The 5,905-nt window shown below is 71.3% G+C and carries 8 protein-coding genes and 2 pseudogenes; 8 read left to right on the top strand and 2 right to left on the bottom strand.

What is annotated here, in order from left to right:
- Both FNH04_RS40025 and FNH04_RS40020 read right to left on the bottom strand, forming a co-directional pair.
- Nucleotides 1-603 (bottom strand): annotated as a pseudogene (locus FNH04_RS40025) (hypothetical protein); the annotation flags it as partial.
- A 223-nt stretch (nucleotides 604-826) separates the two neighbouring features.
- On the bottom strand, nucleotides 827-1,288 hold the full coding sequence (locus tag FNH04_RS40020) for a helix-turn-helix domain-containing protein (RefSeq protein WP_152791038.1): 462 nt from the start codon (nucleotides 1,286-1,288) through the stop codon (nucleotides 827-829).
- Between the two features lie 281 nt (nucleotides 1,289-1,569).
- On the opposite strand from FNH04_RS40020, the gene FNH04_RS40015 reads away from it, so the two are divergent.
- From FNH04_RS40015 to FNH04_RS39980, 8 genes and pseudogenes are all read left to right on the top strand, one after another.
- Nucleotides 1,570-2,331, top strand: a complete 762-nt coding sequence (locus FNH04_RS40015; protein ID WP_152791037.1) for a hypothetical protein — start codon at nucleotides 1,570-1,572, stop codon at nucleotides 2,329-2,331.
- Nucleotides 2,331-2,549 carry a hypothetical protein gene (locus tag FNH04_RS40010; RefSeq protein ID WP_152791035.1) on the top strand — a complete coding sequence of 73 codons (219 nt, stop codon included), beginning with the start codon at nucleotides 2,331-2,333 and terminating at the stop codon, nucleotides 2,547-2,549. Before FNH04_RS40015 ends, FNH04_RS40010 begins: the two co-directional genes overlap by 1 nt.
- A gap of 221 nt (nucleotides 2,550-2,770) precedes the next feature.
- Nucleotides 2,771-3,178: a hypothetical protein gene (locus FNH04_RS40005; protein ID WP_322725239.1), complete on the top strand. Its 408-nt coding sequence runs from the start codon at nucleotides 2,771-2,773 to the stop codon at nucleotides 3,176-3,178.
- 168 nt (nucleotides 3,179-3,346) lie between these two features.
- On the top strand, nucleotides 3,347-3,925 hold the full coding sequence (locus FNH04_RS40000) for a phage tail tube protein (protein WP_152791033.1): 579 nt from the start codon (nucleotides 3,347-3,349) through the stop codon (nucleotides 3,923-3,925).
- Nucleotides 3,926-4,068: 143 nt separating this feature from the next.
- Nucleotides 4,069-4,356, top strand: a complete 288-nt coding sequence (locus FNH04_RS39995) for a hypothetical protein (protein WP_152791032.1) — start codon at nucleotides 4,069-4,071, stop codon at nucleotides 4,354-4,356.
- 65 nt (nucleotides 4,357-4,421) lie between these two features.
- Nucleotides 4,422-4,799, top strand: coding sequence for a hypothetical protein (locus tag FNH04_RS39990; RefSeq protein WP_322725238.1), 378 nt, complete (start codon nucleotides 4,422-4,424; stop codon nucleotides 4,797-4,799).
- Nucleotides 4,800-4,878: 79 nt separating this feature from the next.
- Complete coding sequence (locus FNH04_RS39985) at nucleotides 4,879-5,529, top strand: hypothetical protein (protein ID WP_152791030.1); 651 nt, start codon at nucleotides 4,879-4,881, stop codon at nucleotides 5,527-5,529.
- Between the two features lie 101 nt (nucleotides 5,530-5,630).
- A pseudogene (locus tag FNH04_RS39980) lies at nucleotides 5,631-5,905 on the top strand (hypothetical protein); the annotation flags it as partial.

The raw sequence follows: 5,905 nt of genomic DNA, 5'->3' as shown, positions 1-5,905 counted from the left end.
CCCGTGGCCCGGCAGTTGCCCGCCCGGCGGCAGGTACCGCACCCGGCCGGTCTCGTCGGTCACCTGCGCGAAACCGGCGGCCCGGAGGCGGGCCGCGAACCTGGCGTTGCGCTTGCGGGTGACGACGAACCCGACGCCCAGGATGGCCATCAGCCCCAGCCAGGACGCGATGACGAAGGGGACCCCGTCCTCACCGGCCCGCGCGACGCCGATCGCCATGCCGACGGTGAGCCCGAGCGCGCCGAAGCCCATGCGCTTCTCGGCGCTCTTGCCGGTCAGGTCGAAGTTGATGCGCGCCTTGAGCAGTTCGAACGCCTCCGGCACGATCGGCGGCAGCGACACCCCGTCCCCGGCGTTCGGGTACCGCGCCCGGTTCTGCGCGGCCCGCTGCCGTGCCTGCGGAGCGGGGTCGGGCACGATGAGCATCTTCAGCGCGCCGCTGTTGCCGCCGCCCTGGCGGACGTCCGCGTACTCGTACCCGAACTGCTGGGCCGTGTGGGCGAGTCGGGCCAGTTTCTTCACGGACGCCATGGCGCTCGTGACCTCGACGGGCTCCCCCGAGGCCATCAGCTGGAGCATCTTCCGTGTCTGCCGCTTGCTCATGACCGCCTTCCCGCGGGGCCCCGTCGGCCGCTGCGCGCCGTACGCACCCGAGTCGCACCCGGGTTCCACGCCCGAGCCGTCCGCCCGGGTCGTTCGCGACCGCAGCGTATCGAGGCCCTCATACAGGAGTTCGAGCCCCGCTGTGCCACCACGCGCCCTCCTCCCTTCCTCCACGACTCGGCCACAGGGAGGCGCCGTTGGCCCGGGTCCGCAGCACCGCCACTCAGGGGCCGGCCTGCTCGTCCGGCCCCTTGTGCGGGGGCGTCGTCACCGCGCCCAGCCTGAGCTGCTCGGTGATCTGCACGAAGGCCGCCCGCAGATGCTCCGGGATACCGAGGGCTGCCGCCGCCTGTTCGGCGGACAGATACGGCTCGCCGGCCACCCCGCCCGCCGCGGGGGCGGACGCCGAGGTCCGCGGCAGGTCCTCCTCGGCCAGCTTGCCGGAGCGGATGAGCACGTCGCGTACCGGAATGCCGAGCGCACGGGACAGACCACGCATCGTCTCCAGGTCGGGCATGCTCTGCCGCTGGAGAAGCCGGGTGATGGCAGCCCGGTGCACACCGGCGTCCTCGGCCAGCTTGGTCTTGCCGCCGCCGCGCGGGCTGTCGATGTCGTAACCGCGTGTTCGCATCACCCCTTCGATCCAGGTGGCGAACTCGTCGATGTGCTCGGCATCGCTCTTCATGGTCAGGGCTCCCCTCGCTCACCCCCACTGTAACGTTCGCGCGCAAGCGAACTATGCGGTTGCGCGCACGCACGATTAAAGGTTCCGCCACGACCTTCCGTCAATCCCGCCCAGTTCGGTCACCGATCCGTCCAGAGACCGGCGCAGGACCCTTCCCCTTTTCCGTTGCGTGCGAGATCGCAACATGTAAGGCTGTGTGCGGGCGCGCAACAACACAAGGAGTCTCCCCTCCGGTGCCGCCCCCTGTTCTCGATCGCCTCACTCGGAGTGTGTGTTACGCCATGACGTCAGACCCGGCCGCCCAGTACAGCGCCCGCGCCGCCCGCTGGATCGACATCCTGCGGCTCCAGTTCCCCGAGCTGCTCCAGGAGCTGACCCCGGGCCGCCCGGGCGGCGGCACCCGTTCCCGCCCGCCCCTGGGTCCGGCCGCGCTCCGGGCCCTGGGCGAGCGGGACAGCGCCGAACGGGCCGAGGCCCTGCGCGGCGAGCAGCTGGGCATCGCACCGCTGGGCGCGAGCGCGGCCCCGATCCGCCTCCATGTCTCGGACGCCATACGGGACATCACCGACGGGGTCGTCGAGCTGGAGGAGGCGGTGCGCGAGAGGCTCGGGCTCGGCCGGCCCGCCCGCGCCGACGTGCCGCGGCGGCTGGTCCGGATCGCCGCCCTGCTCGACGACATCGCGGAGCACCCCGTACTGGCCCGGCACGTCCTCGACGAGTGCCGCCGGATGGCCCGCCGCTGCGGCCGTACGCTCGGCGATCCGGAGACCCTGGTACGCCTCGACGGCCGCTGCCCGTGGTGCGACTCGGTCTCCCTGCGGGTCATGCCCGCCCGGCGTACGGCCCTGTGCGTCAACCCCGGCTGCCGCTGCACGGACGAGGGCTGCCCCTGTGCGGAGAACCCCGCCCACCGGCACACCTGGACGGAGACCGGCTGGGCCCGGCTCGCGGCGGAGACGGGGGCCGAGGTGGAGGAGATCGCGGCGCTGGCCGACACGGCCGACGAAAGGGGCGGCGGGCTCGGCGAGGCGGGTGCCGCCTGATGCCGAACCCACTTCCCGGGCCAACCGGTTCGTCGCCCACGCTGGTGACCGGCGCGGCGGCCGCCGCCGAGGCGGGGGTGGCCCCGGCGACCGTACGCAAATGGGTCCAGCTGGGCCGTCTCCAGGCCGCCGGACGTCAGGGCCGGACCCATCTCTACCGACTGGAGGACGTGTTCGCCGCGGAGCGGGCCACGCGGGGGCGCGGCCTGCGCGGCTGACGTGACCGTTCTCCCTGTGCCCCGTCACACCAGGTGGTGTGACGGGGCACAGGCGCGTTCCAGGCCACGCGCCGGCAGTCACAGGGAAGAGGAAGTTGCGCGCGCGCTCGCAACGTGTCACAGTGGGTGCAGCGGCGGAGCTGTGCCCAACACCGGGAACGGCACCGCCGTTTCGCACATCCCCACCCCTATCCCTCCGATACGAGAAGGGAGGTCTCACCGTGGCCGATCCGACGGTCACCTTCCCGGATGTCGAACGACTCGTCGTCGACTTCCTGGCCGACCGCGCCGAACTCTCCGCCGCGACCGTGGACAACGTTCCGCCCGGCGGTTTCGACGGCACCCAGCAGGTCGTCCTGGTCTCCCGCGCAGGCGGGGCCTGGGTCGACGACCAGCACCTGGACCAGCCGCTCGTGGACCTGGAGGTCTACGGACCCACCAAGACCGCGGCCCACTCCCTGGCCCTGACCGTCCGCTCCGCGCTTCTCGCGCTGCGCGGCACGGTGTACGGCACGGCGCATGTCTCCGACGTCGTCGAAGCCGACGGCCCGCGATGGCTGCCCGACTGGAACCGGTCGGCGGCCAACCGCTACTACTCCACGGTGCGGCTGCACATCCGCCCCGTCTGAGCGGGTTCCGCCGGAAACGCGGTTCGGGCGCGATCCCGCACCGCACGTCCACCACTTCTCCCCTGATCAGGCCCCGTCACCCGGCGGGGCCTTCGTCATGTCCGGGCGCGAGGCACAGCCAGTACCACCGCCGAGGCCCGGCTCACCACCACTCCCAAGGAGTTACGCATGGCAGGCAACAACGCCAACGAGATCCGCGTCGCCGGCACCGGCCGCATCCTGGTCGCCCCGGTCGGTACGACCGCGCCGGCCGACGTCACCACCGCGTGGGGAGCCGGCTGGAAGGACCTCGGCTACACCTCGCAGGACGGCGTCAAGCTGGCGAAGAAGGACAAGCTCGACCCGGTCGAGACCTGGCAGTCCGTCTCCCCGGCCCGGTTCATCTACTCGGACCGCGACCTGACGGTGAAGTTCCAGCTGCTCCAGCTGAACGAGGACACCCTGCCGTTCTTCATGGGCGGTGACGACGTCGCCGAGACCGCGACCGGCTCCGGGCTCTACAAGTACGAGCTGTCCGCCGACCCGAAGTTCAACGAGAAGGCGATGGGCATCGAGTTCAGCGACGGCAAGGACATCACCTACCGCTTCGTCATCTCGCGCGGCCAGGTCACCGAGACCGAGGAGCTGTCGCTGACCCGTACCGCCTCCATCAAGCTCGGAGTCACCTTCACCGCGCTGGCGGTCGACAACACCAAGCCGCTGGCCACCTTCCTGATGAAGGACCCGGCGTACAGCGCCGCTTCCTGATCCCTTCCCGCCCCGCCCGGCACCCCGGGCGGGGCCTTTCCCAGCGGTCGGGGCCGGACGCTCCCCCTCCCCGGCCCCGACCGCCGCACGTCCTCGACACGCTCGACCGACCCGACTCACCTTCCATGACAAGGAGTTGCTCCATGACATTCGACGTCGGCGCCGCCCGCGCCCAGCGGCAGGAGGCGCTCGGCCGCGCCTGGTCGTTCACCATCGAGGGGGACACCTTCACGCTGCCCACAGAGCTGACCCGCAAGACCGCGCGCACCCTGCGCGACCTCGACGACAACGACGTGGACGGTCTGCTCCGCGCGCTCCTCGGCGAGGAGCAGTACGAGCGGTTCGACCGCCACGACGTCACCATGCAGGACATCGCCGCGATCATGGAGGCGTACGGCAAGGAGACCGGGCTCGGCCTGGGGGAAGGCTGAGCCTCGGCGAGTTCGTCGAAGAACACGCCGAGGCCCTCGAAGCGGACCTGCTCCGCCACTACGGCGTGGACCTGCTCGACTGGCACCGCGGCCGGTTCTCCTCCCGCCGGCTCGCGGTGCTGGTCAAGCATCTGCCACGTGACAGCGCGACCCTGCAGAACATCCACGGCGACGCCGTGCACTGGTCGGTCACCGACTATCTGCTGGCCTCCGTCGTCGACCAGCTCGCCGAGGCCAACTGGATGTTCGCCACGGTGAACCGGGACGAGGACGCGGAGCCCCTGGAGTATCCGAAGCCGGTGCCGCGCCCGGTGGAGCGGGGGCCCGAGACCTCGTCCGACCCGGCGGTGTCCTCCCCGGCAGCATCCGCCGCGTCGGCGCCGCCGCCGGAGCAGCCGGCACGGAACCCGACAGCGGCCGAACTTGCCCAATTCTTCTCATGAGTTGCCACACGCCCCAGTCGGGGCACAAAGCAGTTGAGGCACACCGCGACTCAGTCATCACGAGGAGTGATCTCGTTCCATGACCCTCTACACCCCACTCGGGGGGCTCCCGTTTCCGCAACCCACGGACACCGCCGACCTCCCTCTCCATCTCCGGTCCCTGGCCGAGGGCATCGACTCCCGCACGGTCCTGCGGTACCCGACGGCCGCCGACCGGGACGCCGCGATCACCACCCCGGCCGCCGGCATGGTCGCCTGGCTGACCACACCCGGCACGCTCAGCTACTACACCGGCTCGGCGTGGGTCGCGATGGGCGCCTGGAACGCGTACACCCCGGCCTGGACCGCCGAGACGACGAATCCGGCGATCGGCAACGGCACGCTGACCGGCAAGTACGCGCTGGTGGGCAAGGTGTGCCACTTCTCGGCGCTGGTGACGTTCGGCTCGACGACGGCGTACGGCAGCGGCGCCTACTCCCTCGGCCTGCCGGTCAGAGCGGGCGCGCTGGGCGGCCTGCCCCCGTTCCCGGGCGTGGCGATGAGCGGTGGGGGACGCGGGGTGATCTCCTGCCAGCCGACGGCGGCCACGAACGCGACGACGTTCACCCTGTGGGGCCCGGGGTCGGCCTCGTCCTCGAAGATCGAGCAACTCGGCAGCGGCGGGCTGTTCGGTTCGGCATGGGTGAGCGGCAGCCTCATCCGCGTCAGCGGGACGTACGAAGTGGCCTGAGGCGCCTCCGTTTTCCCGTGGTCACCGCAAGCGCTTCGGGTATCCTCCGAAGCGTTATCGAGCATATGTTCGAAGCACGTTTGCAGAAGGATGGGGGCCTTGTGACGGAGAACGACGGTGAGGCATGGGGCGGCGTCGAGTGCACCGAAGCCGAGGCCGAGCTGCGGCAGGTCCTGGCCACGCGCATCCAGAGGGCCGTTCCGGCGGACGTGGTCGTCACCACCCGGGCCGAGATCGAGAAGCGGGAGTTCAGGGCGTACGCCAAGGGCTGGCGGGACCGGGGCGAGGACGACGAGCGCCGCGAGCTCGGGACCCGCCGGGGCCGCAAGGCTCCGGTCCACCAGGACGACGGGGCGAAGGTCCTCCCCTTCCCTCC

This window comes from Streptomyces phyllanthi (assembly GCF_009377205.1).
Classification (GTDB): domain Bacteria; phylum Actinomycetota; class Actinomycetes; order Streptomycetales; family Streptomycetaceae; genus Streptomyces; species Streptomyces phyllanthi.
This window is presented reverse-complemented; position numbering and strand designations above follow the sequence as displayed.

Coding starts and splice junctions, on each gene's coding strand:
- FNH04_RS40020 (WP_152791038.1), bottom strand. CDS start 1,288: ATGAAGAGCGATGCCGAGCACATCGACGAGTTCGCCACCTGGATCGAA.
- FNH04_RS40015 (WP_152791037.1), top strand. CDS start 1,570: ATGACGTCAGACCCGGCCGCCCAGTACAGCGCCCGCGCCGCCCGCTGG.
- FNH04_RS40010 (WP_152791035.1), top strand. CDS start 2,331: ATGCCGAACCCACTTCCCGGGCCAACCGGTTCGTCGCCCACGCTGGTG.
- FNH04_RS40000 (WP_152791033.1), top strand. CDS start 3,347: ATGGCAGGCAACAACGCCAACGAGATCCGCGTCGCCGGCACCGGCCGC.
- FNH04_RS39995 (WP_152791032.1), top strand. CDS start 4,069: ATGACATTCGACGTCGGCGCCGCCCGCGCCCAGCGGCAGGAGGCGCTC.
- FNH04_RS39985 (WP_152791030.1), top strand. CDS start 4,879: ATGACCCTCTACACCCCACTCGGGGGGCTCCCGTTTCCGCAACCCACG.